The 25,609-nt window shown below is 36.7% G+C and carries 26 protein-coding genes; 20 read left to right on the top strand and 6 right to left on the bottom strand.

Features of this window, described 5'->3' with window-relative positions; all coding sequences use genetic code 11:
• The 4 genes from WFK35_RS07275 to WFK35_RS07260 form a co-directional block, all read right to left on the bottom strand.
• Nucleotides 1–385: RagB/SusD family nutrient uptake outer membrane protein (locus WFK35_RS07275; RefSeq protein ID WP_336732054.1), on the bottom strand; the 385-nt coding region annotated here is incomplete at its 3' end.
• Nucleotides 386–471: 86 nt separating this feature from the next.
• Nucleotides 472–3,567: a SusC/RagA family TonB-linked outer membrane protein gene (locus WFK35_RS07270; protein ID WP_048506307.1), complete on the bottom strand. Its 3,096-nt coding sequence runs from the start codon at nucleotides 3,565–3,567 to the stop codon at nucleotides 472–474.
• Nucleotides 3,568–3,726: 159 nt separating this feature from the next.
• A complete protein-coding gene (locus WFK35_RS07265; RefSeq protein WP_336732051.1) occupies nucleotides 3,727–4,533 on the bottom strand; it encodes a FecR family protein in 807 nt (268 codons plus the stop codon).
• 87 nt (nucleotides 4,534–4,620) lie between these two features.
• Complete coding sequence (locus WFK35_RS07260) at nucleotides 4,621–5,145, bottom strand: RNA polymerase sigma factor (RefSeq protein WP_048506309.1); 525 nt, start codon at nucleotides 5,143–5,145, stop codon at nucleotides 4,621–4,623.
• Between the two features lie 587 nt (nucleotides 5,146–5,732).
• Here WFK35_RS07260 and WFK35_RS07255 point away from each other — a divergent pair.
• The 8 genes from WFK35_RS07255 to WFK35_RS07220 all read left to right on the top strand — a co-directional run bounded on the left by WFK35_RS07255 (nucleotide 5,733) and on the right by WFK35_RS07220 (nucleotide 12,466).
• The gene (locus WFK35_RS07255) at nucleotides 5,733–7,118 is read left to right on the top strand and encodes a hypothetical protein (RefSeq protein WP_336732049.1); all 1,386 of its coding nucleotides are present in this window, start codon (nucleotides 5,733–5,735) and stop codon (nucleotides 7,116–7,118) included.
• 25 nt (nucleotides 7,119–7,143) lie between these two features.
• Nucleotides 7,144–8,235 (top strand): putative toxin, encoded by a 1,092-nt coding sequence (locus WFK35_RS07250; RefSeq protein WP_073060406.1) that lies wholly within the window; start codon nucleotides 7,144–7,146, stop codon nucleotides 8,233–8,235.
• 23 nt (nucleotides 8,236–8,258) lie between these two features.
• The gene (locus tag WFK35_RS07245; RefSeq protein ID WP_048506312.1) at nucleotides 8,259–8,615 is read left to right on the top strand and encodes a hypothetical protein; all 357 of its coding nucleotides are present in this window, start codon (nucleotides 8,259–8,261) and stop codon (nucleotides 8,613–8,615) included.
• Between the two features lie 10 nt (nucleotides 8,616–8,625).
• Nucleotides 8,626–9,606 carry a hypothetical protein gene (locus WFK35_RS07240; RefSeq protein ID WP_048506313.1) on the top strand — a complete coding sequence of 327 codons (981 nt, stop codon included), beginning with the start codon at nucleotides 8,626–8,628 and terminating at the stop codon, nucleotides 9,604–9,606.
• A 63-nt stretch (nucleotides 9,607–9,669) separates the two neighbouring features.
• Nucleotides 9,670–10,179, top strand: coding sequence for a hypothetical protein (locus tag WFK35_RS07235; protein ID WP_048506314.1), 510 nt, complete (start codon nucleotides 9,670–9,672; stop codon nucleotides 10,177–10,179).
• Between the two features lie 125 nt (nucleotides 10,180–10,304).
• Nucleotides 10,305–11,072 (top strand): DUF2314 domain-containing protein, encoded by a 768-nt coding sequence (locus WFK35_RS07230; RefSeq protein WP_048506315.1) that lies wholly within the window; start codon nucleotides 10,305–10,307, stop codon nucleotides 11,070–11,072.
• 20 nt (nucleotides 11,073–11,092) lie between these two features.
• Nucleotides 11,093–11,413, top strand: coding sequence for a hypothetical protein (locus WFK35_RS07225; RefSeq protein ID WP_123868160.1), 321 nt, complete (start codon nucleotides 11,093–11,095; stop codon nucleotides 11,411–11,413).
• Nucleotides 11,414–11,440: 27 nt separating this feature from the next.
• Complete coding sequence (locus WFK35_RS07220; protein ID WP_073061301.1) at nucleotides 11,441–12,466, top strand: hypothetical protein; 1,026 nt, start codon at nucleotides 11,441–11,443, stop codon at nucleotides 12,464–12,466.
• A gap of 103 nt (nucleotides 12,467–12,569) precedes the next feature.
• Here the strand turns inward: WFK35_RS07220 and mobB are convergent, their stop codons facing one another.
• Both mobB and mobA read right to left on the bottom strand, forming a co-directional pair.
• Nucleotides 12,570–13,832 (bottom strand): conjugal transfer protein MobB, encoded by a 1,263-nt coding sequence (gene mobB, locus WFK35_RS07215; RefSeq protein WP_336732042.1) that lies wholly within the window; start codon nucleotides 13,830–13,832, stop codon nucleotides 12,570–12,572.
• Nucleotides 13,829–14,260: a conjugal transfer protein MobA gene (mobA, locus tag WFK35_RS07210; RefSeq protein ID WP_336732041.1), complete on the bottom strand. Its 432-nt coding sequence runs from the start codon at nucleotides 14,258–14,260 to the stop codon at nucleotides 13,829–13,831. The genes mobB and mobA overlap by 4 nt, the downstream gene beginning before the upstream one ends.
• Before the next feature lie 776 nt (nucleotides 14,261–15,036).
• Here mobA and WFK35_RS07205 point away from each other — a divergent pair.
• From WFK35_RS07205 to traK, 12 genes are all read left to right on the top strand, one after another.
• Nucleotides 15,037–15,816 carry a ParA family protein gene (locus tag WFK35_RS07205; protein WP_048506320.1) on the top strand — a complete coding sequence of 260 codons (780 nt, stop codon included), beginning with the start codon at nucleotides 15,037–15,039 and terminating at the stop codon, nucleotides 15,814–15,816.
• Complete coding sequence (locus WFK35_RS07200; protein ID WP_048506321.1) at nucleotides 15,809–16,207, top strand: DUF3408 domain-containing protein; 399 nt, start codon at nucleotides 15,809–15,811, stop codon at nucleotides 16,205–16,207. Before WFK35_RS07205 ends, WFK35_RS07200 begins: the two co-directional genes overlap by 8 nt.
• Nucleotides 16,208–16,237: 30 nt before the next feature.
• On the top strand, nucleotides 16,238–16,513 hold the full coding sequence (locus tag WFK35_RS07195) for a DUF3408 domain-containing protein (protein WP_048507112.1): 276 nt from the start codon (nucleotides 16,238–16,240) through the stop codon (nucleotides 16,511–16,513).
• Between the two features lie 2 nt (nucleotides 16,514–16,515).
• Nucleotides 16,516–17,130, top strand: a complete 615-nt coding sequence (locus tag WFK35_RS07190) for a hypothetical protein (RefSeq protein WP_048506322.1) — start codon at nucleotides 16,516–16,518, stop codon at nucleotides 17,128–17,130.
• A gap of 212 nt (nucleotides 17,131–17,342) precedes the next feature.
• On the top strand, nucleotides 17,343–18,881 hold the full coding sequence (locus WFK35_RS07185; RefSeq protein ID WP_228417761.1) for a hypothetical protein: 1,539 nt from the start codon (nucleotides 17,343–17,345) through the stop codon (nucleotides 18,879–18,881).
• Between the two features lie 271 nt (nucleotides 18,882–19,152).
• The gene (locus WFK35_RS07180; protein ID WP_048506323.1) at nucleotides 19,153–19,458 is read left to right on the top strand and encodes a DUF4134 domain-containing protein; all 306 of its coding nucleotides are present in this window, start codon (nucleotides 19,153–19,155) and stop codon (nucleotides 19,456–19,458) included.
• Between the two features lie 30 nt (nucleotides 19,459–19,488).
• Nucleotides 19,489–20,322 (top strand): DNA adenine methylase, encoded by an 834-nt coding sequence (locus WFK35_RS07175; protein WP_083429476.1) that lies wholly within the window; start codon nucleotides 19,489–19,491, stop codon nucleotides 20,320–20,322.
• A gap of 9 nt (nucleotides 20,323–20,331) precedes the next feature.
• The gene (locus WFK35_RS07170; protein WP_048506324.1) at nucleotides 20,332–20,667 is read left to right on the top strand and encodes a DUF4133 domain-containing protein; all 336 of its coding nucleotides are present in this window, start codon (nucleotides 20,332–20,334) and stop codon (nucleotides 20,665–20,667) included.
• Complete coding sequence (locus WFK35_RS07165) at nucleotides 20,667–23,174, top strand: TraG family conjugative transposon ATPase (protein ID WP_048506325.1); 2,508 nt, start codon at nucleotides 20,667–20,669, stop codon at nucleotides 23,172–23,174. The genes WFK35_RS07170 and WFK35_RS07165 overlap by 1 nt, the downstream gene beginning before the upstream one ends.
• A gap of 19 nt (nucleotides 23,175–23,193) precedes the next feature.
• Nucleotides 23,194–23,826: a DUF4141 domain-containing protein gene (locus tag WFK35_RS07160; protein ID WP_048506326.1), complete on the top strand. Its 633-nt coding sequence runs from the start codon at nucleotides 23,194–23,196 to the stop codon at nucleotides 23,824–23,826.
• Nucleotides 23,827–23,829: 3 nt separating this feature from the next.
• Nucleotides 23,830–24,813, top strand: a complete 984-nt coding sequence (gene traJ, locus WFK35_RS07155) for a conjugative transposon protein TraJ (RefSeq protein WP_048506327.1) — start codon at nucleotides 23,830–23,832, stop codon at nucleotides 24,811–24,813.
• A 21-nt stretch (nucleotides 24,814–24,834) separates the two neighbouring features.
• Nucleotides 24,835–25,458, top strand: a complete 624-nt coding sequence (gene traK, locus WFK35_RS07150) for a conjugative transposon protein TraK (protein WP_048506328.1) — start codon at nucleotides 24,835–24,837, stop codon at nucleotides 25,456–25,458.
• Nucleotides 25,459–25,609: the final 151 nt, after the last annotated feature.

The raw sequence follows: 25,609 nt of genomic DNA, 5'->3' as shown, positions 1-25,609 counted from the left end.
AAAACATTAACGTTCTAATAAATAAAGCTTCTCCCTTCAAATACTTTTTGTCGGACATTGAAATCCCGTTAGATTTATCAACACCTTCAATAATAGCATTAGCTGTATAAATATGTTTAAAAGATGAAACCCAGATATTGTATACGGTTTGATTCGTGTCAGTTTGTTGGTTTAGATAAAGTTCCCTAGTTGGAGTAATCGTTGTACTGAATTCATCCAGTTCATCCGTATAAACGCCTAGGGCGGCATCAAGATTCACTCCTGAAATCGGGGAATTTGACATTACATCGGCATATAAAGCCGATAATGCAGCGTTAGCTGTTTGAAGATCCTGAAATACTTCGTTGCTGGCAATCTGATTATTCGGTAGATCAACGTCAATCAATTTTTCGCACGAAATCGAAAAATACAATGAGAAAGATGCGAGAATGCATGTGTATAAATATTTAAAATTTTTCATGAGATTAGAAATTAAAAATTTAACTGTAGTCCGAAAGAGTATGTTCTTAAGGGAGGAAGAAAACCTGAGATTATTGCCTCTGGATCAACACCAAAGAATTTAGTCCATGTTATTAAATTCTGGCCCTGAAAGTAAATTTTAGCACTTTTAAAAGGACTTGACGACATCGGTATATTATAACCAAATTCTAGGTTTTTTAATCTTACAAAGGATGCATCTGAAACAGCAGCAGTACTTCCTTTAAATAAATTATGATTGAGCAAATTTTTTGATGCACTATAAGGCATATATGTTCCGTTAGGATTTTCGGCAGACCAAACATCCAGTACTTCCACAGGTTGGTTAACCATTGTACCCGGAAGAGGCATAATTGAATTTTGGTTATAGTTTTTCTTTTTGACGAATTGAAATAAAAAATATAAATCCCAATTTTTATATCGAATACTGTTATTTATGCCACCAAAAAATTTAATTTGAAGATCTTCAATAACCTGACGGTCATCTGGAGAAGATATTTTGCCGTCTCCATTAAAATCAGTGAACTGATAAAGTCCTGTCTGCGGATTAATACCTTCCAATTGATATAGCTTAACAATCTGCGTTGAAGAGCCAATGGAATATTGACTTGCATAAGGTGAACCGGCTAGACCTGGAAATGATAACAGTTTATTTTTAGGGAATGTTATATTAAGATTAGTTTCCCAATTAAAGTTCTTAGTTGAAACTGGTCTTGCATTTATTTCAAATTCCAGTCCGGTATTCTGCACTGTAGCGTCCAGATTTGCTGTCACACTTGGAAATCCAGTTACGGCAGATAGTTGGTAGCCAACCAATTGATTTGAAGATCTATTACGATAATATGCTAAATTAGTAGTAATACGGTTGTCCAAAAAACCTAGTTCAATTGCAGTTTCAAACTTTCTTGTTTTTTCCCAACTGTAATTGGGATTAAATAGTCTGGCAGGTAACAGTCCGGTAATTCCATTGTATATTAATGTTGAGGAAACATTATAATTATCCAAAAATTGAAAATCCCCGATATTATCACTTCCTGTCGAACCATAGCTACCGCGAATCTTACCAAAAGATAACCATTTAGAATCCTTTAGAAAATTTTCCTTTGTAAAGATCCATGCGGCTCCCAACGCTCCAAAATTTGCAAATCTGTTATTAGGTCCAAAACGACTGCTCCCATCACGTCTACCAGTAACATTCAGGATATAACGATTTTTATACTGATAATTTAACCTACCAAATAATGCGGCATATCTATATTCAATAGATGATTGGTCGCCCATTCTTATCGTTTTTGCAGCGGAAACATTTGTAATAAACTGATTGCTTTCAAATCCTATTCCTGTAATTTCATCAGTATTCCTAACATTTCTCTGAAAACTTCCCCCTATCAAAAAATCAATTTTATGGTTTCCCCAATTTTTTGACCAGTTTAATTGAGGTTCAATAATGAAAGAAAATATATCCTGATCTTTTTTTCTTGATTGTGAAGTTGCACTGGAAGCACCGCTTGCAAGGGATGGATTATTGACTGTATTGGGAAGTAGAGATAATTCATTTATTGCCGTGTAATTTAATCCTGCATTAATCTTAAATTTCATATCCGAGTAAAGCTTGTAATCAGCGTTTATATTAGTTTGAAAGAGCTTGGTATCGTTACTATAAGTGGCATTAAAGGCCGCTAAAGGATTGTTAAAAGTATTTCCGGCCCAATTTAAACTTCCATCTTCATTATAGAGCAGAGGTGATACAGGTGGTAGCGTATAACTACTGCCAGTAATATCAGTTCTAACAACATTGTTTTTCTGATTGGTAAACATATTAGATAAACTGAGCTGAAAGCGGTTATCCTTTGAACGATGTGACAGATTAGAATTAAAAGTATTGCTGAGATATTTATAACCTTGTCCAAAAGGAGTTGTCTGCTCATTGTGTCCGAGGCTGACTAAAAAACTGGTTGTTTCACTACCACCGCTCAATGAAAGTTGGGTGTTACTATAGGTTGCTTTGTTTCCGATCAATGTTTTTTCCCAATCTATTTCATTGTTTCCCCAAGCGCCATTAAGATCATAGGCTGTTGCCGGATAGTTTACAACTCCGTCATTCAGGTAAGCTGTACGGCGCATGTTAAGGTATTGGTCCTTGTTTAATAATTTGAGGTTGGAAATAGCCTCACTTATACCGTAATTGGTTGTAAGTCGTACACTCAGTCTACCTGATTTACCTTTTTTAGTGGTTATTAATATAACTCCGTTTGCTCCTCTGGAACCATAGATAGCAGTCGCATCAGCATCTTTTAGTACCTCAATGCTCTCGATATCACCCGGATTTATGCTATTTAATGGATTAATCTTACCAGAAGGCATCACTGTAGCGCCGATTTGCGTGTTTTCAGCTGTTATTTCACTTAAAGGTACACCATCAACCACATAGAGTGGAAGATTACCGTCAATCGAGGAATTCATACTTGTTCTTAAACTATTCTGTCCCCTGATCTGTATTGTAAACCCTCCACCGGGAATACCGGAATTTTGCGTGATATTAACTCCTGACATTCGGCCCTGCAAAGAGGATAATACATTCGTTACAGGCTGGTTTTCGATATCTTTTGCCTTAACCTTTGAAATACTTCCAGTGCTGTTCCTTTCGGTGACTTTATAGTATCCGGCATTTAAAGTGATTTCTTCAATTTTTGTTTCTTTACCCGCAAAAGACTCGGATTTTAATGTGTCAACAGGTAAACTTTGATCTTGTGGAGTTATTTGGCTAATTGCTTTAATTTTCTTTTCGCGAATGACAACCGTATTATTAAAAATGGTTGTTTCAAAGGGTAATTCCTTGAATAACTTCGCAAGGCAATCCATTAATAATTCGTTATTGCATTTTGTGCTTGGCACTTTGTAGTTTATAAATGACTTCTTTTTATAAGAAAAACGACGTATTTTATTTTCCTTCAAAAAGAGTTCAATTGCATCAACTGCGGGTAATGCTTCCGAATCATAATTTACTCTCATGGTAGAGAGATTCTCTTGGGCATTAAGACCCTGCCATCCGATCAAAAAGAACACGGCGGCTTTGTACAAAATTTTCATATTTTTGTAACGTATTTATAATTAATAATTCATCGAACAGTTATTGGTTGAATACATTGGCCGACGGTCGCACCCGTCGGTCATTTTCTTATTCAACATTTAAATTTTCGGCTTCACGTGTCGTCACTGAGCGAGGGCATAATTAAAGCCCATAGTTTTTCACTCCAATTGAAATGTTTTATCATTGATTTGTTTTATTTTGAAATCCAGCTGGAAAGCAATGATTTCAATAAGGGATTTAGCGGTAGAATTAGTAGATGAAATCGTAATCTTAACCACCTTATCTTTATCAGGGATTATCATTTTTACGTTATAGGTTTCTTCTATGATTTGGGCTACTTTACTTAGTGAGCAATCGTTGAAGGATAAACTTGATTTAAGTTGAGATTCTGTTGACCGTGATGTGGCAGATATTCTTGCAACTTGTACAGTTCCCAAATTTGAAAACGTTTCTTTTGGTTTTAGTTCAAATGATTCGTTAGGTTTTTCAGATCTATAGACCAACACCTTACCTTCATACAGGTCAACACTGAAAGATTTTTCATTTTGATAAATCTTAAAAACGGTTCCCAATACTTTAGTCTCATAATTTCTACCATGAACAATAAATGGATGTTCTTTTGATTTAGAAATTTTAAAGATTGCGTCTCCATCAAGTGTAACTTCACGTGTATCTGAAGGAAATGACTTTTCAACAGTCAGCTTCGCTCCTTTTTGTAAAATTACTTCTGATTTGTCAGGCAGTAAGACCTTACGAGGATCAGAAACGGCCATATAGACATCTGGCGTAATCAAAAAATTATAGCCTAAAACGCTACCACTTAAAATCACGACTGCAGCAATGCCGCCGTACATTATATTTTTACGATTTCTTTTTTGCTTTTCTTTACGACGAATAGCGATTAAAGCATTTGTCCATACTTTATTCTCTTCTTCCTCTGTGAGATAGGGAAAATTGTCTTTCATAAAAGAGCCTTTATTATGTATAGGAGAACGGAGGAAAAAACCACACGGTTTTTATGAAAAATTAACTTATTTTATGATACTTTAACATCATTTAGTAATTTTCACTTTGTCTCTCAGGTAGATCATAGATTGATGTATATGCTTTTCAACCGTTCTTTTGGAGATATTGAAATTAGCGGCAATTTTCTCTTGCGTGACACCCTCTATTTTATTCATTTTGAAAATTTTTCTACGAAGCGGAGGAAATAACTCTTCAATTGCTGTTTCTATTTCTGAGAGATTTCGCTCCTTATTTTCTGCAATGATTAAATCTTCATGCGAAGTATCGGAAAAATGTAAGGGTAGATCGCTAGTTTTATCGATTTTTGCGTTCCTATAAAAATGTGCTATTTCCTGTTGGCAGGTTTTTACAACTATGCTTTCAATATTGCCAGCATCCAGTTTAGACCGATATTCCCATATATGAATAATGACATTCTGAAAGACATCCAAAACATCGTCCCTATTATTGATCTTTTTATAAATGAGAGAAAATATTAGTGGATTAAATTTATGAAGAAGCTTATGATATTGTTGTTCTTCAATTCTGATATGTCGGTTAAGAGACCACATTGTGTTAATAGCAAAATTAGTAATTTTTTAATATATAATTAAATTTATCGAAATAATTTTTAATTATACTGGAAAAATATACCACAACATCAGCATTTTTCATAATTACATTCTCAACAATAAAACACTATTATCATTTGGAATATTTATTTCTAAAAAATTAATATATTAGCAGTCGGAATATTTAATAGAATATTAAGATATAAACGAGCGTAAGCTATCGAAAATTTAATCTAAAGAAAACCGCTAATTTTCAAAAACAGATGCAATTCGATAGACTTACGCCTGTGCCTACTATTGGCATGGGCTAAGTCTTTTCGGCATCTGGGTTCTTAGCGGTACCTCTTTAGACGATTGGCTTCAGTACCATGCCTTTCTTTGTTTATCCCCAATAAATAGGTAAGAAAGATAATTAAACTTCCCAAAGTTTAAAATGCGACAGGTTCTGACGTTTTCCAGTTATAATTTCGCTCCATATATTTTTTGAATGAGAATTTAAAAGTAAAAATTCCGTGAAAATACCTAGAGCCGAAAAACATAAATAGAATTAAATTGCAAATCCCTCCGAAAAAAGCACAGTTATACCGATGAGATATATTATTATACTATTTTTTAATGTCAGTTCTATTTGTCTCGGACAAATACCCAAGTTTCCTGAAATGCCCCAAAAGAATAATCTATTTAGGGTACAGGAAACACAGACGATCACTCCTGGTCGTTATAATCATTCTCGCATTAATTCCCATGCCGATCAACGTATAAATCAACAAGCAGATCAAGAACATATTAATAAGGAGGTTGAACGTCAGATTGCAGAGATAAGGGCCGAATCCTTCGCTAAGAACTTTAGGCTTGCTTCATTAGCAGATCAAAAAGGTACCTCTTCATATTATGCGGCTTATGAAAATCTGTCACAACTTGATCCCGAAAGCTATTCCATAGCAGATGCTGTTTTTATAGTTGAAAATGCTTATTACGATAACAATAAAAACTTCCATGAATCTTACCAAAATCAAATCCAAAAAGCAACTAATATTATAAGAAATGATTTAAAGAAAAAAGGAGTGGAAGATTCTGACAACGTTTCCAAGAATCTATCAATTTTTAGGTATTTCGCGGAGGACAGTAAACAGAATGGGAAAGTAGTTCATAAGGCTATGAAATACGATTTTGACGATTATATGGGCGCCAAAGATTATTCAAAAATGTTTGTGTCTAAACTGATGAAAACCAATTCTGGTCAGTGTCATTCAATGCCATTACTATATCTAATATTAGCAGAACAAATTGGAGCGGATGCATATTTGGTAATGTCTCCGAATCACTCCTATATCAGATTTAAAAATGATGATGGAGAAATACTAAGTATTGAATTGACCAATGGAATGTTTTCTGCCAATTCCTTTGTACTCAATTCAGGATATATTAAAGCAGAGGCATTAAAGAATAAGCTATACATGCAAAACTTAAATAAACGGGAAGTTTTATCGCAGACATATGTGGATTTAGCAAGTGGTTATATACATAAATTTGGTTATGATGAATTCGTTTCTAAGGTTCTTGATAAGGCTTTGCTTTTAAATCCACAGAATATCAATGCGACTTTATGGAAAAGCAATACGGATCAAGTTCGTTTTATGCAGTCTTGCGCGAGATTTGGAATTGACCCTCAGATTAAGGAGCAGCTGCAAAATATCCGTAATTACCCACCATTGGAAGACCAATTTCGTCAAATAAATTTGAGCTTTGACTATATTGATCAATCGGGGTTTTCCCAGATGCCACTGGATCAATATGAAAAATGGCTCAGCTCATTAAGAAGTACTGAGAACAAACAAAAAAGTGATGAAATTGCGGAAAGGATCAAAATTTTAAACGCGCAAAAGCAGAGAGAAGCTCAAAATAAACCAAAACCTATCTTACCTAAAAAAGAATCCCCAAAGATTTACAAAATTCCAAAGGAATTTTTATAACTGATAATCAAGAAACAAATAAATTATGAGAAAGATTTTATTTTGTGTTTTCCTGTTTCTTATGTGCTTTTCGCAAGCGCAGGAAAAACAAAAGAAAAAACACACAAAAGAAAAAGAATGGGTAAACCCCGTTAAATTGACAAAAGAAGAGCGATCCCGCCCCTATATGTCGGAAGTGCTTAAGACAAGAGATAGCTTAAGTCCTGCCGAAGCCGAAAGAAGAAGAAAAAATATAGAAGCAGGAAACCCATTTAAAAAATATGGTTACTACCCCAAGGTAGCTACATTAAGTAAGGGAAAATACCTTGAATTTCATGATCAGGACAGTATTGTTACGATAGGATCAGTAAAATTCAACGTCAAAAAAGGTGAGGTTGTTGATTTCATTGAAGTAGATCTTGAAGATCCGGACGCACAACCGATCGGTGATACACATGGACGCTGGATGAGTCCTGACCCCCTGAGTGAAGAGTTCCCAAGTTGGAGCCCTTACAGTATGTCCTTCAATAACCCTGTAAGATTTAAAGATCCCACAGGTTTAGCGCCGGAAGATGCTACTGAGTGTTGTTGGTGGCTACGTTTAATGCCGTTATTTGAAGAATCGTCAATTAAACCGAACATAATTGAAACAGTTACCAAGACTGGTGAAGTAGGAACAAAGCAAAGTGAAGCCGTAACAAAAGCTCAGCAGGAACATTTCAATTTTGGTAGATATGTTGAAGAAAAACAGCTTGCGGAAATGGGAAAGGAGAAAAATACCAAAACCTATGAATACACCGATCCTAAGACTGGAAAGACCGGAAAAACTATACCCGACGCAATGACAGATGAAGGGGGAACTGTGGAAATAAAGCATGTTGCCAAACAATCGTTTACAAAACAGCTTAGGGGCCAGCAGGAAATTTCAAAAGCAAGTGGACAGGAAGCTATTTTGAAAATTAATGAATCTGCAAAACTAAGCGAACCGCTTAAAAATTCCGGTATTAATATTCAACGCTATACGCCTCCTGCAAAACCCAAAATTGATAATCTTAGAGTTACACCTGCTCCTGCTCCTAAGCTTATTCCTGTACCAAAACCTAAAGATCCCTGTGGTGGTGTTCCTGGGTGCACATAGTTTAAAAAGTATTATATTTATTTATGAATAATATTGAGAAATTGCTCAATGCCATAAAAGAGCAAGCAACAAAGTATTTAATTGAAAGTGGTGAATTCGCACCCTATGCTACCTATGTAAGAGCAAATGGTAACCTTACTAATATCTCTGCTTATTCAGAATCAACAAATTCAAAAGAAATGTATGATATTTTGCTGGCTGGCGCATATGATGATTTAAAAGATGAGGATATTCGGGTTTATGCTATTGCTCAGGACGGAAGATATCAGGGTAAGGATGTATTGGTTGTGGATTTAATTCTTTCACCTGAAAGCAGATTTCAGCAAATCTATCCCTATACTAAAGATGGTGAAAATGTAAAATTTGGGGAAATGATCTAAATTCAGATTTATGACGGATAATCCATATTTAAAATTTAAAGATGATGACCTAAAGGAATCTAAAGTTTTAGCCGAAGCATTAAATATTTCTGAAAGTGATTTTTTAAAAATTCAGGATTGGTTTGACCAGTTACTTCTATATCATCAAGAATTAACAAGTGATAAGGAAGAACAATTCAATGCGGAAAAGAACTTGGAGAATAGTTTCCATGAACTGATCTCATCAGAAATTGAAAAGAACAGCTATAAGTACATCCTGCCAAAATTGTTGCATTATAACAATGAATTTAATGGCGCATTTTTAAGGTCGTTATACGTCGCCAGATTGGGAGCTTTGCTCGGAAATAATCTTATCCCAAATTTTGTGAATGACAAGATGATTACGTATTCACCGGAAGATTATTTTCATATTACGGTTTATCTTAAGCATAACTATTTTGTTTCGCCGAACAGCAACTTTTTGGAAGGTATTATAAAAATTGAACAGTCCAGAAGTATTTTCAAAAAAGCTACTGTGGAAGTTAAACTATCAACTTTGAAAAATATACTGGAAATTATAAATCAGATCAGCTTCCACCATGACGTAATCTGTTTTAAAAAGATTTTAAAATTAGTGTCTCCCAAAGACATTTTATTGATTGATTATCTGAAAAAATTTAAAGTTGCCAATAATCAGTGCTGCTACAGAATTATTAACCGAATTATGAATTTGGAAATAGTTGAAAACAGTTGGGATGACTTTGAGATTAAAGTTCAGCTGATTCATTTCTTTGACACAGCGAGAGGCGCAAATCCCAGTTCGAGTTGGTTAAAAAAGTTAGATGAACTGACCGTAAGAGTAGGCAGTTCTAAACTTTTACAAACAGCAAATACAGTTTTGGATAATAATAATTGTACGGATCATAAAATAGATTATGGGGTCCAATGGAGCGATGATACGGCAAAACGATTTTTGAAATCGGCGCAATGGATTAAGGACATTTGTCGGTAAAAAAAATTAAAATTCGCTATTTGCCTAAATTGAGAAAAATTATAAAATTCCTCGTCAAATAAAATGGGTAAAAGAGTAAAAACAGAAATCGGGGACATATTCTCGGTGGAATTAGAAAATGGGAATAAAAAATATTTCCAATACATCGCTAATGACCGAACCCAATTGAACAGCGATGTTATTAGATCATTTAAAAGAGAATATCCAGCCCGTGTAATTCCTGATTATTCGGAACTGTTGAAGGGCGATATTGAATTTCATGCACATACCGTGATCAATATTGGAGTAAAACAGGGCTTATATATGCAGGAAGGTAAAAGTATTGTTTATCCAACTTTAGAGGAAGTCTTATTTCGGGATACAAATGATTATGGTAATAAAGTTGGGGATGAACCGATAAAAGTTTCTGAAAGGTGGTTTGTATGGAAAATTAATGATGAAGGTTTCAGAAAAGTTGGTAAACTGGAAGGAGAAAACCGAATCGCGGAAATTGGAATTGTAATACCGCCTTTTGCAATAGCGGAACGAATTAGGACAGGAAAATACAATTTCGTCTATCCAGATTTTGACTAAATAGATGGCAATATGAATAGCCTTACAATTAAGTTTTTTGGATGCTAATTTTAACCATAATAAAATACCCAATATTACCTATTTAAAAAGAAGCCACCAATTTCCCCCAAAGTATTAAGAGAATAATGGACAATCATATAACAATTGAGGTCGATGATAAATTTATATATAATTTATATAAGGCCAGCAGCACGCTATGGTACTTCGATCAGTTGATCGCAGGTGGATTTACAGGATATAATTCTATAAAGTTCAAAGACAAAAATGATGTTTTCGTTTGGTTGGAAAATATTGAAATTGAAGGAAAATATTACAAAGGAGTTCTCGCTGAAACAGGTCAGCCGGAAATCGTTCTCCGAAAAGAATCTGTTGACTGGCTGTTAATAGATAACCAACGACTGATAGGTGGCTACACCATACGTCATTATTACAATATGCTATCAGAGGATGAAAGAGTAAATTTTGAAATATATTGTGGATATCGTATTGATCATGGGAATGATTTTTTCAGACCAGACCGTTCAACTCCTGAAGGTGCAATAATCACTTTGGAAAATTTTTACAATGAAAATAATATGGAAGGTATTTTATCCTGTAAAGATTTTTATCTGGAAGCGGAAAATGTGATGCAAGAACACAATATGGATTGGGATTCAGAAATCCATTCTAAAGTAGTAAGCGTGCTGAGGGTTTCTCTATTAGAGGATTTAGAGAATAAAGGTTTTCCAAATTTTGAGACCATTGAGCGCGTGTTCAACCTTATAGAGAGAAGAAAAGATCAGGAGCTAATTGAAGAAACGCTTTACTATCCGGACGGATTTATAACGGTCAATAAATTTTGGGTTGGTCTAACAAAGGATAACGGTTGGAAAGTGTTGAATCTTGTTGAATAAAAAAATTAATGCAGGTAGCCATGAAATTAGATGAAATTATAAAAGCAATCAGAAGAAATACGATTAATGATTTCCTCACCGAAGAAGTGAGTGATATGGACTATGAGAAAATCATTCTGTATGGAGAGTACTCTATAGGAACTGATACAAATTATAGATTCTTTAAATTAAAAAGGGCAATGAAGGAATTACTCAATGATAATGGGATTACATATGAACGGCTTTGTTCACTAAAAGAACTTGGTTTATTAATAGATTATTATCTTTCTAAGTATGATCGAAAGACAGATGACGTACTTGCAATTGACATTATAGACCATATTCAAAATCCAGATTTTTAAATATATCCCATGTTGGGAACCAAAATTATGAAATACTTCTATCTCTCTTTATTTATCTTTTTTGCAGGGGTAATCAAAGCCCAGGTGAACCAGTTTTATACCGATGCCTACCAGACTATTGATAATATGCTGGACGATAAGCAGAAATACAGTTTTAAAACTGCTGTTCTGAGTGTGGAAAATGCATATTATCAGGGCAAACTAGACACAGTTGAGCTTGACAGGAAAATCCGATTTATGGCCAACTTTTGCAAAACAATTATTAAGAACCGGGATCTTACTTACAATGAAAAAGATAAGGAGACGGTTAGCAAATATGCTGCAATTTTCTCGGTGATCTGTGAGGAAACGCCAATTTTAATAAACCAGGATACGATTCGCTACAAACCATTTTCTTATGATTTTGAGGACGTGTTTGGACACAGAGAGCTGGCGAATCTGTTTGTTTCCAAACTGATAAATACACAGAAAGGCAACTGTAACTCGTTGCCCTACCTATATAAGATCCTCGCCGAGGAAATTGGTGTAAATGCTAATTTGGCCCTTGCTCCCAATCATATTTATATAAAGCATAACATTAAGTCAATAGGTTGGTATAATACCGAACTTACCAGTGGTATATTCCCACAGGATTCCTGGCTAATGGCATCGGGGTTTATCCATTTGGATGCGATTGAAAATGGTGTATATATGAAAGCGCTTGATGATAAAGAAAGCTTAGCGTTGTGCTTGGTAGATCTGGCAAATGCATTTAATAGGTCTTTTCCGGATAATGATGGCAGCTTCGCTTTAAAATGTGCTGATCGTGCGATACAAATATTTCCGAATCTGATAACGGCCTTAATTCTAAAAACGGAAACGCATAAAAACCAATATTTAAAACTTGAAAAAAATTCTTCAAGTGCTGTCAGGCTGCTTTCAAAAATCAATGCTGAATATAGTTACATACATAAGATCGGATACAGAAATATGCCGGAAGGAATGTATTTAGAGTGGTTAACATCATTAAAAATCGAAAGAAAAAAATATAGTGATCAAAGAGTAGTACTTTGAATAAATCAATAACTGTTAGTTCTTGAAATTAAAAGTTCGACTTCTAATTGTAATTTGTTTACTGCCACTTTTTCAAATATTGCCTAAAAAAAAGATAAATAGATCACAGTTTTCTACGTTTACGTTTACTCTTTCTTTTCATCCGGTTTTCAAAATCAATTTCCTCAAAATCTTCTCCCTGTGATCCTGGTATCATTGAGCCCGTTCCCTCAATAAAATTATCGGTCAGATTGGTTAAAATTCCTTCATCTATGAAATCAAATAATTTATGGATCGGCAGGTCATTTTTTTGACCAGTACCATAATCATCGCTGAGTGGCCTTGCCCCTATCGACCAATACTCGTTAAAGAAATTTGCAGAAAGGTTCTTCCCTAACTGTGAGCCGTTCCAGACAGAATGACTTTCATGGTCGATAAAAGTTACACCATAAATTCTACCTTCATCATTTCTGCGTACTACAATATTGATTCCCTGTTTTGCCAACTGTTTTTTAAATTCTATCTCACTATTGGTAATTGCTAGAACAGATTCACAGGTATTCTTTAAAATTGATTTTGCTGGGCTGGATTTCATAGCGATTTTGCTTTCTTCAAAATGACTGAGTAGAAATTCCATTCCAGCCTTTTTTCCGAATAATGAAGCTTTAAAAGGATTGCTCGCTTTATTACCTTTTTCATCCAACGCAAAATAAACAAGACCACTTTTAGGCTGTCCCTGAATTTCTCCTTTAACCTCTTCGGCGGTGATATTAAATAATGATAAAAGCGCGTTATACCCCCCAAGAGTCTGAAATTGGTAGTGTTGGGGTATATATCGGACCACCGCTGAAATCTGGCTCTTGATATTTCCTTTTTTATGGTTAACAGGTCTAAAATTAAGCTCATCTTTAGTTAATTTTTCCGTTGCGGGCAATAACCCATATTCCTCTTCAATATTCCTGCAGATAGTCATCGATTTGCCGTGATCATTATAATCGGGAATTTTCTTTCCGTCAGATTTTACACATGTGGTAACTATGTGCATATGGGTTCTTTCAATATCTGTATGTTTAAATATAATGTAAGGCTGATTTCCAAATCCCATTTTTTTCATATATTCATTGGCAATATTAATAAGATCATCGTCCACTACTTTATCATTCGGATCAGGATTTAAAGAAATATGACGGATTGGTTTCTCTGTTTTATTGTTAGCTGTAAGATATGGATCAAAACATTTCATTAGATAACTGACCGAATAAGTTCCATCGAAACTTTCCGGCATATTATTAAGACCAAGAATCTCCCCATTTTCACTTGCTACTTTTTGAAAATTGTAGGTAATTACTCCGTAAAGGTTTGCTCCTTTCCCAATTTTAGCGATCATTTTTCAAGGTGTTTTTTTTCAAATTCGCGTGTTAAGTCAATGAATTTCCGACAAAGTTCTGCAAGTTCAGCAGTCTGATTTTCTAATTTGAAAAGATATGCCGCGGCCTTTTTCTCTGAAAAATTTCGGTATAAAATCTTTACTATCTGGTTATAATTTACGCCTATTGATCGGAATTGGCTATATAAATTGGTTAACCTGGTATGATAATCCACTGCATTCATATCAATTTTTACTGTCTTTATGGTTCTATCAAACATGCAAGCTGTGATAAAATGGGCCATTACTTTCATACCTGACTTCTCAAATAGCGATAAGAAACGATCATTCTCCTTATCGTTCAAACTTATGGAATACCGGTGTCTTGCCGGATCAACCTTGGGCTTGCGCCCAGACTTTTTGATTTGCTCTTTTTTTTGATTGTCCATTGTCAAAAATTAATGTTTTAATGAAAACCTCGACTTCGGAGAGTGTTTTTAAAGCCCCGCTAGGGCAAGTTGTTTTGAGCGGCGGAATTTATTTCGAGCTGCTCAAAAGATAACTTGCTCCTTTCCGATGAAAGGATTCCGCCAGCGATGGCGGATTGAGTAACAACGATTAAAGGATTTTATTTTTTAAATCCATCAACAGTATATGAGCTTCTTTTATGTCTTCCACGAATCCTATACAAAGTAAAGGCTAGTTTTTCAAAGGCTCACCATATCAACAAGAGCCAAAAACCGCCGCTTCTGGTCAATCAATTCCAGGTAATTATAGTGCATTAAAAAATACTTCTTCTTTGTGCTATCAAGCAAGATAAGCTGATAGTTTTCCGGATATCAGGCAGGCAAAAAGTCATGGGGGCAAATCATCAGGCCAGTTATACAGCGAACTTGTTTTCAAGCCTGCCAGAAAACATGATTTCAGGACGACAGTCGAGTTATGATCCTGTCCCGCCTGAAAAATATCCGGGATTCAGAGATGAAGGAAGAATTGATGGACAGATTGCTTTCCGGAAATAAATAAGATCGGCAGGATGGATAGAAAGTCTGAAGGATAGGATGAAAATCGGCAAGAATGCAGGCTTGACGGATTCCTTTTGGAAAATCAGTCAGTCATTCTATCTGGAAAGAGAACAATAAATATGGCAAGCCATCACGCAGGAGATCCGGTTTGCAGGATAGACCAAATACTATTTTATAATAATTTTTAAAAATCTAGAAAAATGGAAAAAAAGAAAAAAACATTATTTGTGGCATTCTCCAGCCAAAAGGGAGGTGTCGGTAAAAGTACTTTCACCGCGATTTTAGCGAGTACATTACATTATAGTCGAGGACTTAATGTAGCTGTTTTTGACTGCGACTATCCCCAACACAGTCTTGCCCAGATGAGACAGAGAGACCAATCCGCAATTATGAAAAATGAGACCTTTAAAAAATTGGCTTTCCAACAATTTAAGACAATAAATAAGAAAGCTTATCCCATATTTCAATGTAAGCCTGAACTTGCCTTAAAAGAAGCAGAGCAATTTTTAAAATTGTCGCCCATTCCTGTTGACATCATATTTTTTGATCTACCTGGAACAGTTAACACTCCCGGCCTTCTAAGCACTCTTGCGGGAATGAACCACATTTTTTCTCCGATAACTGCGGATCGCGTTGTGCTTGAAAGTACACTTTCTTTTACCGATGTCATGACCAACGTTTTGATCAAAAATGGAGAGACCTCGATTGAAACAATTAGACTCTTCTGGAATCAGGTAGACGGCAGGGAAAGGTCTGTTCTATATAACCATTATGATAAAATAATTCATGAACTGGGATTGACATTGATGGAAACTAGAGTTACTGACAGCAAACGATTCAGAAAAGAAAGTGAATCAGAAGCGAAAACGGTTTTTAGGTCAACTCTGCTCCCACCGGATAGAAGACTTGTAAGGTCCTGTAAAATGGATATGTTCATTGAGGAATTTCTGAAAACAATAAAACTGAAGGATAATGGATAAAAATGAGAAAAAAGCGAACCTCCCAAAAGTTGATGAAGAATATCTTATGCAAGTTATGGCTGAGGGTACACGGGATCCAAATCTGCCAGTTCAGCAAGAACCTTCTGCTGAAAATAAGCCTGTGGTGAAAGATAAACCGAAAGGAAAAAGACAGCCAGAAGGAAGCTACGGGGAACTTTTTCTTAAAAATCATTCCATGAACCGAAGAGGTGAAAAGAGTATCTATATCAGGCCGGAATATCATGAACGTTTATCAAGAATAGTACAGGTTATTGGCGAAGATAAAATCCCGTTGTATGCCTATCTAGACAATATTCTGAATCACCACTTTGAACTTTTTGAAAAGGCAATTACAGATGACTTCAATGATAAGTTTAAACCAATCTTCTAATTATTTCAATTTATAACAATGAATATCAAAATGAAAAAACAACAGAATAGCCAATTGAAAAAAACACTTCATATAGATGAGTATGAATGTGCTTTTTTAAAGCCGACAAGTACTGTAGCCAGATGTGGAAAATCGGTTTACATATGTTCGGATTTTCACAAGAAACTTACCCGGATCGTATGTATCCTTGGGGACGGTGAAATTACCCTCACTGACTATATCCATAATGTCCTGAAGCAGCATTTTGAAAATTTCGCTGACGAGATAAACACAATCCATGCCCTGAACCAAAAACCAATATTATAACGATGGAAGTATTGATTTTAATCTTTCTTTTAACAATAATCATTCTTTTGTTGAAAGATAAATTGGTTATAAACAAAATTACAAGAACTCAGATCGTCGCTCCTAAGAAAGATCAGAAGGATATCATGGGCAAATCCAACTATGATGGAAGACTTACCGCGCCAAGTGTATCCACTGAAAGCCAAATAAATGAGCGAAAGGATAAAGAGAATAATTTTGAAATGAAAACCGAGGGAAAGGGTTTAGAACATCCTGTTCCAGATGGAAATTCTGATGAAAATTCCGAAGAGCAAATTGACTACGAGGAAGAAGAGGAAGAATTTAAAAACATGGGACTTCCAAATGATGTCAGAGGGTATGCCAAAGGGGTTTCCTTTCAGGAACTCAATGATGCCGGGCAGGTATTAAGGAACAATGATCCGGAACCTGTTTCAGTTAAAAAGGCCGTTGCTGTAGTTCGTAAAATAGAAGGTACCGACCTGTTCTATCTTTTGGAAAATGCTATGGAAGGTTCATCCCGTAAGATCGCAGATCTTTTGAATAAGAATTTGCCAAACGAAGAAGAACCTAAAACTTCTGAAAACAGTGATGATTTTAACATTGGGGATTTTATTTAAGATCCCCTTTGTTTTTTTACCGGCTTTCAAGTCATTAGTTCTTTAAAAAATCCTTCTCATTATTTGCCGTTGAAGTACAAAACCTGTTATATGATTTATTTTTAGGGCGACAGCGCAATTGAAAGACAAAAGATGCCCTAAAATTCCTTTTAAACAATGCTATTGCTTTTCCAAACATTTTTGCTCCATAACAATAACAAATATTCATTATTATGGAACAGACCAAAAGACAACTCCCGGAAATTGAAATAAGTGGAACTGTTTTTCAATTTGACATTGATAGGCTTGCTCTTATAGAAAAAGACAATCCAGCCAATTCGATCAGCTTTGCCTACATGGAAGATCATGGGACACACTATTCCTTTAATTACAGCCCAATCTCTAAAAATCACGATTTTATCGTTATCGATCCCGAATTTGACGACACTGGAAAAATTATCCTTGATCCTTATTTTGAGACCAGCCAGAATGTTAAAATTCCAAGGATTACAGAGATTGATCCATTAGGGTTTAGCCAGAAGTACAATTGCACCAGCAAAGATATGGTTGAGAAGACTGACTTTGAATTGATGGTTAACCAGGATGTTTACAATAAGAGAATTGACGGTCATCCCGTCAAAGTAAACATTTGCGGCAATCAATATGTTGTTGATCCGGACAATGATATCTTATGGTCGATTCAGGGAAAACCGGACATTGACCTTGACCTGGTTAGAGATTATTATAGTGACAAAAACAGAGCATATAATATATTGTATGAACCTGCAACCGGACGGGTTATTGATCTCAAAAAGGAAAGTGTTATGGATACTGAGTCTGTTAGGCTTGTGGAGATTCCAGACATAAGAACCATAGATCCTATAGGTAAAAACCATGCGGCAAAATTACCGCTAAAATTTGGCCTTTTATACCATGATCTAAAGCTTGAATACGACCTTGCCTACAGTCTGAACGAAATTAGCCAGGTTATACCAGCAAATAGGAATGATCAGGGCCAACTGGAATTACTGATCGAGGGGACTACATTTATTGTCGATATCAATAGATTTGAGTTCCGTGACAAGTCCGATCCAAATAATGTAATTCCGTTAAAAGAAATGCAGGACAGTGGTGATGGATATCTGATCGAATATAATGACAAGGATATTCACTTACCTGAATTTGTTGTACTTGATCCTTCAGGCATGGCAAAAAAATACAACGTCTCCATCATGGAAGTGGAATCGCATGATGACTTTCATTTTATGGTTGATCAACAGGCTTTTCACAGCCGGATGCAGGGCAAACTTCCAACTATCGATATTGAAGGCCATACCTTTACTGTTGACATCAGGATGAATATGCTCCGTTCGGCAACTGATTTCGCATCTAAAGGGATAAATTTTGATGATATTGACCACTATTATTCGGAAGAGAAAGATGCTTATCTCATTCCGTACGATCCCATAAAACATGAATTTCGCGAATTGGACTACGCAAATATTTCCAGCATTCCAAAAGATCTGATCGCCATTGAATTTCCATTTCAAACAAAACTTGATCCGATTGGATGGAACCGTGAAGGTGGGTGGGATCTGAAAAGTGATTTAAAATGGCTTGGCGTACAGAGCCATTTTGAAGCCAAGAAAATTCTCTGGGAAAAAACTTTTATTGTTGATGTCATCAAAGAAAATAAGGAAAAACAACAAAAAAGTCAGGACAATCAAAAGGCCAATAATCAGTCAAAGAAAAGTAAAGGGCGGAAATTCTAACCATTTCAAACTATAAGATTAAAAGTGCTAGTTCTTAGAATCTAGCACTTTTTTTTGTTCCCCAGAAAGATAAAATCGTCCCATCCGCTGACCTGTATTCTAGGGTTATAAATACTCATTATTTAGGTCGCAAAAGTACCCCCTGACAACCTTAGAAAGCCAAATAATTCCACGGATTTCCAATTTAAAAGAGTGCTTTCAATTCTATCTCACATTTGCCATGTAAGCCTGCAGGGTGCAGGAAAAGAATAACAAAAAATTCGATTAAAACATGGAAAAACAAAGAAAAAGAATTTTGATGACAGCATTGTTAATGATGTCAACTTTTGGCGCATTTGCCCAGGGAAACGGTCAGGGCGGTATTCAGGAAGCAACTCAAATGGTTACTTCTTATTTTGATCCTGCAACAAAATTGGTTTATGCTATCGGCGCAGTAGTCGGGCTGATTGGAGGTGTCAAGGTTTACAACAAATTTAGCTCTGGTGACCCCGATACCAGTAAGACTGCTGCCAGTTGGTTTGGAGCATGTATTTTTTTAATTGTCGCGGCTACGATCTTACGATCATTCTTCCTGTAGCCTTCAATTCAAACCTTCAAATCAACAGCTATGACGACAGCAAAAAAAATAGTTACTCCATTAACATATTATGGGGGTAAACAAAAACTCGCAAAGGTTATAATTCCTCTTATCCCGCCACATAAAACATACGTTGAGCCTTTTGTCGGTGGCGGGGCTATATTTTGGTCAAAACCTATTACCGAGGTTGAAGTTATCAACGACTACAATAGGGAATTGATCAATTTCTACGAAATGGTCCAAAACCAGTTCGTAGAATTGGAAAAGCTGATCAGAATAAGTCTCCACAGTAGATCCTTACACAACGACGCCCTAGTGATTTACAACAACCCTCACTTATTTGACAGGTTAAAGCGTGCCTGGGCAGTATGGGTTCTCTGTAACCAATCCTTTAGTTCAATTATCGGGGACACCTGGGGCTACGACAAAACCAGTTCTACGAGCGCCAGAAAGATCAGCAATAAGCGCAACTCATTTTCAGAGGAATATGCGATCAGGTTACAGAATGTTCAGATCGAGAATACCGATGCTCTCCGCATCATTAATTCACGCGATCACATTTCTGCATTTCATTACTGTGATCCACCATATTACAATTCTGACTGTGGCCATTATGACGGCTATACGAGAGAAGATTATTCCTCACTCCTACGGTGCCTGTCCCAGATCAGTGGGAAATTTCTGCTGAGCAGTTATCCGAGCCCTGAGTTAAAGCAATACATAAAAAACGAGGGCTGGTACACTTTACAGATGCAGTCCAGTGTAATGGTGGATAATGCACATGGAAAACCGCATAAAAAGAAGATTGAGGTCTTGACGGCGAATTACGACCTGAACGCAATTCAGGGAACTATAAACTTTTAGACCATACCGATGAAAACATTTAATATCAATAAAGGTGTGGGCCGTTCGGTTGAATTTAAAGGGCTTAAGGCCCAGTACCTTTTCATTTTTGCGGCAGGTCTTCTGGGTGTATTGATCCTGGTCATGATCATGTACATGATTGGTCTAAACTCCTATGTATGCCTTGTACTGGGAACTACGGGATCATCGGTTCTCATCTGGCAGACTTTCTCACTTAATGGGAAGTATGGTGAACATGGACTTATGAAAATAGCTTCAAAAAAGCGACATCCTAGGTTCATTATCAGCCAAAAGCGGATTTATCGCTTACTAAAATCCAAGTTGAATTTCAAATCAATCAAATAATGAGAAATATGGCAAAGACAAGGACACTTGAATCAAGGTTTCCGCTACTTGCAGTTGAAGAGAACTGTATTATATCGAAAGAAGCGGACATCACTGTATGTTTCAAAGTTATCCTTCCGGAAGTATTTACGGTATCATCTGCTGAGTATGATGCAATGCACTCTGCCTGGCATAAAGCGATAAAAACCTTGCCCGATCATTCAATCGTGCTAAAACAGGATTGGTTCATTAAAGAGAGTTATGAACCGGATCTTTCCAAAGAAGATATAAGCTTTTTAGGGAAATCCTATCAACAGCATTTCAATGAGCGACCATTCTTAAACCATTACTGTTATCTATTTCTGACCAAGACCAGTAAGGAAAGAATGCGGATGCAATCTAATTTCTCCTCGCTTTGCAAAGGTGTCTTGATACCCAAAGAAATACGTGACAAAGAAAACATCCATAGGTTCATGGAGGCCGTGGCACAGTTTGAACGGATTTTAAATGACAGTGGATTTATATCTCTTGAAAGGCTTACGAGTGAGGAAATTACCGGAACTGACAATGTTCCTGGCCTCCTTGACCAATACTTAACCCTTTCAAGAGCCAAAGATGAACCTTTACAGGACATATCTCTTGGAAACGAAGAAGTGCGCGTTGGTAATAAAAGGCTCTGTGTACATACCTTATCGGACACCGATGATCTTCCTGGTACTGTTTCAATAGATAGCAGGTACGAGAAACTATCAACGGACCGTAGTGACTGTTTACTGTCATTTGCTTCACCTGTTGGTTTGTTGCTTAACTGTAATCATATCTACAACCAATACATCTTTTTGGATAATTCTGACGATAACCTCAGAAAATTTGAGAAATCCGCACGGAACATGCATTCGTTGGCAAAGTATAGCCGAAGCAATCAGATAAATCGGGAATGGATCGAAAAATATCTCAATGAAGCGCATTCTTTTGGTCTTTCTTCGATAAGGGCACATTTCAATGTGATAGCCTGGTCAGATGATCCTGCAGAGTTGAAACGTATAAAAAATGATACCGGCAGTGCACTGGCCCTAATGGAATGCAAGCCAAGACATAACACTGTTGATGTCGCTACGCTGTTTTGGGCAGCAATGCCCGGCAATGCAGGCGACTTTCCAAGTGAGGAAAGCTTCTATACGTTTATTGAACCAGCGCTCTGTTTTTTTACCGAGGAAACAAATTACCATGATTCCCCCTCTCATTTCGGGATAAAAATGGCAGATCGGCTCACGGGAAAACCAGTTCATCTGGATATATCTGATTTCCCGATGAAAAAAGGTATCATCACAAACAGAAATAAATTCATTCTTGGTCCTTCCGGTTCGGGCAAGTCTTTTTTCACTAACCACATGGTTCGCCAATACTGGGAACAGGGATCGCATGTTTTATTGATCGATACCGGGAATTCATATCAGGGGTTATGTGAAATGATAAAGGGTAAGACCAAAGGGCAAGACGGGGTATATTTCACTTACACCGAAGATAATCCAATATCCTTTAACCCATTCTATACAGACGACAACGTTTTTGATATTGAAAAAAGGGAAAGTATTAAGACGCTTATCCTAACACTATGGAAGCGAGATGATGAACCACCAAAACGTTCAGAAGAAGTTGCTTTATCGAATGCGGTAAGCGGGTACATCGAACATATTAAAAACAGCGATGTTAAACCGTCCTTCAATGGATTTTACGAATATGTCAAGAACGAATACAAGCAAGTTCTCCAAGCCAAGGAAGTCCGGGAAAAAGACTTTGACCTTGCCAATTTTCTAAATGTGCTAGAGCCTTACTATAAAGGTGGAGAATATGACTATTTACTAAATTCCGAAAAGGAGCTGGATCTACTGAATAAACGGTTTATTGTTTTCGAAATCGACGCTATCAAGGATCATAAAATTCTTTTCCCCATTGTGACCATTATTATAATGGAAACTTTTATCAATAAGATGAGGCGGTTAAAGGGTATCCGGAAGCTAATTCTGATTGAAGAGGCTTGGAAAGCGATAGCAAAAGAAGGTTTCGCGGAATACATAAAATACCTCTTTAAAACGGTCAGAAAATTCTTCGGAGAAGCAATCGTCGTGACCCAAGAGGTAGATGACATCATTCATTCACCCGTGGTCAAAGAGACTATCATCAACAACTCTGATTGCAAAATTCTCCTTGATCAGCGTAAATATATGAATAAGTTCGATGACATCCAAGCGATGCTAGGTCTTACCGAAAAAGAGAAATCCCAGATACTTTCGATCAATATGAACAATGATCCTTCCAGAAAATATAAGGAAGTATGGATCGGGCTTGGGGGCACTCACTCTGCAGTCTACGCAACGGAGGTTTCAATGGCCGAATATTATGCCTATACCACGGAAGAAACCGAAAAACTGGAGGTCATGCAACTGGCTGAGGAACTCGGCGGGAATGTTGAGCATGCCATAAAACGCATTGTTCTCAAAAATACCGCAAATCAAAATAATAATTAATCTCTAAAATTTTAAAACAATGAAAAAGATCATTTTCATGGTGATGATGGCATTTACATTCGCCTTCACACCATTAGCAAAGGCGCAGTGGGTAGTAACCGATCCGACAAATCTTGCATCGGGTATTGTCAACAGTGCAAACGAGATTGTCCAGACATCCTCGACAGTTTCAAATGTAATCAAGAATTTCAACGAAGTCAAGCGAGTCTATGAGCAAGGAAAAGAATACTACGATAAGCTCAAGGCTGTAAATAATCTAGTAAAAGACGCGCGCAAAGTTCAGCAAACAGTTTTACTCGTTGGCGATGTATCTGAAATGTACGTTACCAATTTTGGTAAAATGATGAATGACCCCAATTTCAAACCGAATGAACTGGCAGCCATTGCAAACGGCTATTCTGCCTTGCTTAATGAGAGTACTGAGCTTTTAAAAGAATTAAAGCAGATTATCACTGCCAACGGCCTATCTCTTAATGACAAGGAAAGAATGGAAGTTATTGATAAAGTATACAAGGAAGTAAGGGAATACCATGCCCTTGTAAAATACTTTACCAACAAAAATATTTCCGTGAGTATCATTCGTGCCAAGAAGAAAAACAATACCCAACGAGTTCTTGAACTCTATGGAAATCCTGATCAAAAATATTGGTAAATCATGGAATACGAGAACTTACATGAAATCTTAAGGTCGTTATACGACGAGATGATCCCACTTTCAGCTGATATGGCGGGAGTGGCTAAAGGTGTAGCCGGTTTAGGAGCGCTTTTCTATGTGGCTATAAAGGTATGGCAAGCATTAAGCCGTGCTGAACCTATCGACGTTTTTCCTTTACTCAGACCCTTCGCTTTGGGCATTTGTATCATGTTCTTTCCAACAATTGTGCTGGGATCTATCAATGCTGTTTTAAGCCCGGTTGTAAAAGGCACCCATGCCATGCTCGAAAATCAGGTTCTTGACCTAAATGCTTTACAGGAAAAGAAAGACAAACTGGAATATGAGGCAATGATCCGAAATCCTGAAAAAGCATATTTGGTTTCTGACGAAGCATTTGACAAAAAACTGGAAGAACTTGGCTGGTCGCCTGGGGACCTTGCTACCATGAGCGCTATGTATTTTGAGCGGGGAATGTTCCAATTTGGACAGAGTATTAAAGATTCTTTTAGGGAGTTTCTGGAAATATTATTCAATGCAGCGGCTTTGGTGATCGATACCATAAGAACATTTTTTCTGATAGTCCTTTCAATTCTAGGACCAATCGCATTTGCCATAAGTGTCTGGGATGGATTTCAGTCCACATTAAATCAGTGGTTTACGAGATATGTCAGCGTGTATTTATGGCTACCTGTTGCTGACCTGTTCAGCTCCATCCTTGCCAGAATACAGTCTCTGATTTTGGAGCGCGATATCGAGAATTTATCCGATCCTTCCTTTATTCCAGATACAACCAACACCGTATACATCATTTTTATGATCATCGGGATAGTAGGATATTTTACGGTTCCTACGGTAACAGGCTGGATCATTCAAGCTTCTGGTGCTACAAATTTCACCCGAAATATTCAGCAGGCTGCAAGTGTTGCTAGTGGTGGTGCGGGGGCTGTTGCCGGAAATATTGGTGGGAGATTACTTAAAAAATAACATACCTAAAAAATTAAAAACATGGAATTTAAAACCCTCCGGAATATAGAAAATAGCTTCCGCCAGATCAGGCTTTATGCGATAATTTTTGCCTTGTTATGCACTGGTATCGTTGGATACGCAATCTGGAAGTCATACAGTTTCGCGGAAAAGCAACGGGAAAAAATCTATGTCTTGGATCAGGGCAAATCATTGATGCTGGCGCTTGCACAGGATGCCAGCATCAACCGCCCTGTTGAGGCAAGAGAGCATGTAAGACGTTTTCACGAACTGTTTTTTACCCTGGCCCCGGACAAAAATGCTATTGAGAGCAACATGAAGCGTGCTTTTAATCTTGCCGACAAGAGCGTATTTGACTATTACAATGACCTTGCGGAAAAGGGATATTATAATCGTATCATCAGTGGAAATGTACAGCAAAGGGTCGAAGTTGACAGTGTAATCTGCAACTTCGATTCTTACCCTTATTCAGTAAAAACTTATTCCACTCAATTTATCATCCGTTCAAGCAACGTGACCAAGCGTAATCTGGTCACTTCCTGTAATCTGCTAAACTCCGTTCGGTCAGATAATAACCCACAGGGCTTCAACATCGAGAAATTCGCCGTGTTGGAGAACAGGGATCTGGAAGTTGTAGAACGTTAAATCTATCATTATGAATCTAAGAACAAAAATCGAAAATCGTATCAATGATCTTGATGACTGTTGGCGCGAATTGCCCATAAAAAAGCAGCGAAAATATACTATTTATTTTTTCCTGTTGTACACCATTTTAACGCTTATTGTTGTGGTAAAC

This window comes from Chryseobacterium sp. VD8, from assembly GCF_037149975.1.
Taxonomy (GTDB): domain Bacteria; phylum Bacteroidota; class Bacteroidia; order Flavobacteriales; family Weeksellaceae; genus Chryseobacterium; species Chryseobacterium indicum.
This window is presented reverse-complemented; position numbering and strand designations above follow the sequence as displayed.

Coding starts and splice junctions, on each gene's coding strand:
- WFK35_RS07270 (WP_048506307.1), bottom strand. CDS start 3,567: ATGAAAATTTTGTACAAAGCCGCCGTGTTCTTTTTGATCGGATGGCAG.
- WFK35_RS07265 (WP_336732051.1), bottom strand. CDS start 4,533: ATGAAAGACAATTTTCCCTATCTCACAGAGGAAGAAGAGAATAAAGTA.
- WFK35_RS07260 (WP_048506309.1), bottom strand. CDS start 5,145: ATGTGGTCTCTTAACCGACATATCAGAATTGAAGAACAACAATATCAT.
- WFK35_RS07255 (WP_336732049.1), top strand. CDS start 5,733: ATGAGATATATTATTATACTATTTTTTAATGTCAGTTCTATTTGTCTC.
- WFK35_RS07250 (WP_073060406.1), top strand. CDS start 7,144: ATGAGAAAGATTTTATTTTGTGTTTTCCTGTTTCTTATGTGCTTTTCG.
- WFK35_RS07245 (WP_048506312.1), top strand. CDS start 8,259: ATGAATAATATTGAGAAATTGCTCAATGCCATAAAAGAGCAAGCAACA.
- WFK35_RS07240 (WP_048506313.1), top strand. CDS start 8,626: ATGACGGATAATCCATATTTAAAATTTAAAGATGATGACCTAAAGGAA.
- WFK35_RS07235 (WP_048506314.1), top strand. CDS start 9,670: ATGGGTAAAAGAGTAAAAACAGAAATCGGGGACATATTCTCGGTGGAA.
- WFK35_RS07230 (WP_048506315.1), top strand. CDS start 10,305: ATGGACAATCATATAACAATTGAGGTCGATGATAAATTTATATATAAT.
- WFK35_RS07225 (WP_123868160.1), top strand. CDS start 11,093: ATGAAATTAGATGAAATTATAAAAGCAATCAGAAGAAATACGATTAAT.
- WFK35_RS07220 (WP_073061301.1), top strand. CDS start 11,441: ATGAAATACTTCTATCTCTCTTTATTTATCTTTTTTGCAGGGGTAATC.
- mobB (WP_336732042.1), bottom strand. CDS start 13,832: ATGATCGCTAAAATTGGGAAAGGAGCAAACCTTTACGGAGTAATTACC.
- mobA (WP_336732041.1), bottom strand. CDS start 14,260: ATGGACAATCAAAAAAAAGAGCAAATCAAAAAGTCTGGGCGCAAGCCC.
- WFK35_RS07205 (WP_048506320.1), top strand. CDS start 15,037: ATGGAAAAAAAGAAAAAAACATTATTTGTGGCATTCTCCAGCCAAAAG.
- WFK35_RS07200 (WP_048506321.1), top strand. CDS start 15,809: ATGGATAAAAATGAGAAAAAAGCGAACCTCCCAAAAGTTGATGAAGAA.
- WFK35_RS07195 (WP_048507112.1), top strand. CDS start 16,238: ATGAAAAAACAACAGAATAGCCAATTGAAAAAAACACTTCATATAGAT.
- WFK35_RS07190 (WP_048506322.1), top strand. CDS start 16,516: ATGGAAGTATTGATTTTAATCTTTCTTTTAACAATAATCATTCTTTTG.
- WFK35_RS07185 (WP_228417761.1), top strand. CDS start 17,343: ATGGAACAGACCAAAAGACAACTCCCGGAAATTGAAATAAGTGGAACT.
- WFK35_RS07180 (WP_048506323.1), top strand. CDS start 19,153: ATGGAAAAACAAAGAAAAAGAATTTTGATGACAGCATTGTTAATGATG.
- WFK35_RS07175 (WP_083429476.1), top strand. CDS start 19,489: ATGACGACAGCAAAAAAAATAGTTACTCCATTAACATATTATGGGGGT.
- WFK35_RS07170 (WP_048506324.1), top strand. CDS start 20,332: ATGAAAACATTTAATATCAATAAAGGTGTGGGCCGTTCGGTTGAATTT.
- WFK35_RS07165 (WP_048506325.1), top strand. CDS start 20,667: ATGAGAAATATGGCAAAGACAAGGACACTTGAATCAAGGTTTCCGCTA.
- WFK35_RS07160 (WP_048506326.1), top strand. CDS start 23,194: ATGAAAAAGATCATTTTCATGGTGATGATGGCATTTACATTCGCCTTC.
- traJ (WP_048506327.1), top strand. CDS start 23,830: ATGGAATACGAGAACTTACATGAAATCTTAAGGTCGTTATACGACGAG.
- traK (WP_048506328.1), top strand. CDS start 24,835: ATGGAATTTAAAACCCTCCGGAATATAGAAAATAGCTTCCGCCAGATC.